The sequence below is a fragment of the Marinomonas gallaica genome (assembly GCF_001639745.1).
In the GTDB taxonomy this organism is placed as follows: Bacteria; Pseudomonadota; Gammaproteobacteria; order Pseudomonadales; family Marinomonadaceae; genus Marinomonas; species Marinomonas gallaica.
Genome location: NZ_LTAX01000100.1, coordinates 1 through 248, shown reverse-complemented (window position 1 = coordinate 248; position 248 = coordinate 1). Strand labels below are relative to the sequence as shown.

The window sequence follows — 248 nt, the reverse complement described above, 5'->3', positions numbered from 1 at the left end:
TCCACTTTGCTGTTGTCAACGTTGTACGTCCACTCACCGCCTTAGGTGATAGTCAGGCTGCCCAGTGGCGCACCTTCCGTCGGGTGATTCACCACCGTCACTTCAGTTTTAAAGGTGTCGTTCGCGTTGTTGCCATCCACATCGACAGACGTCAGTGTGCCCTTGTCTTCAAGGACCACATTGCCGTCACCTTCCGTCACGGCACCTTTGTCATCGCCGCTGATCTGCGCGGCGTCATTGGTGCCCGT

1 protein-coding gene is annotated in these 248 nt (G+C 56.5%); it reads right to left on the bottom strand.

Annotated elements, in window-relative coordinates:
* Positions 1–41: 41 nt before the first annotated feature.
* A partial coding sequence (locus tag AYW76_RS19270) for a hypothetical protein (protein ID WP_197467862.1) occupies positions 42–248 on the bottom strand: 207 nt, incomplete at its 5' end.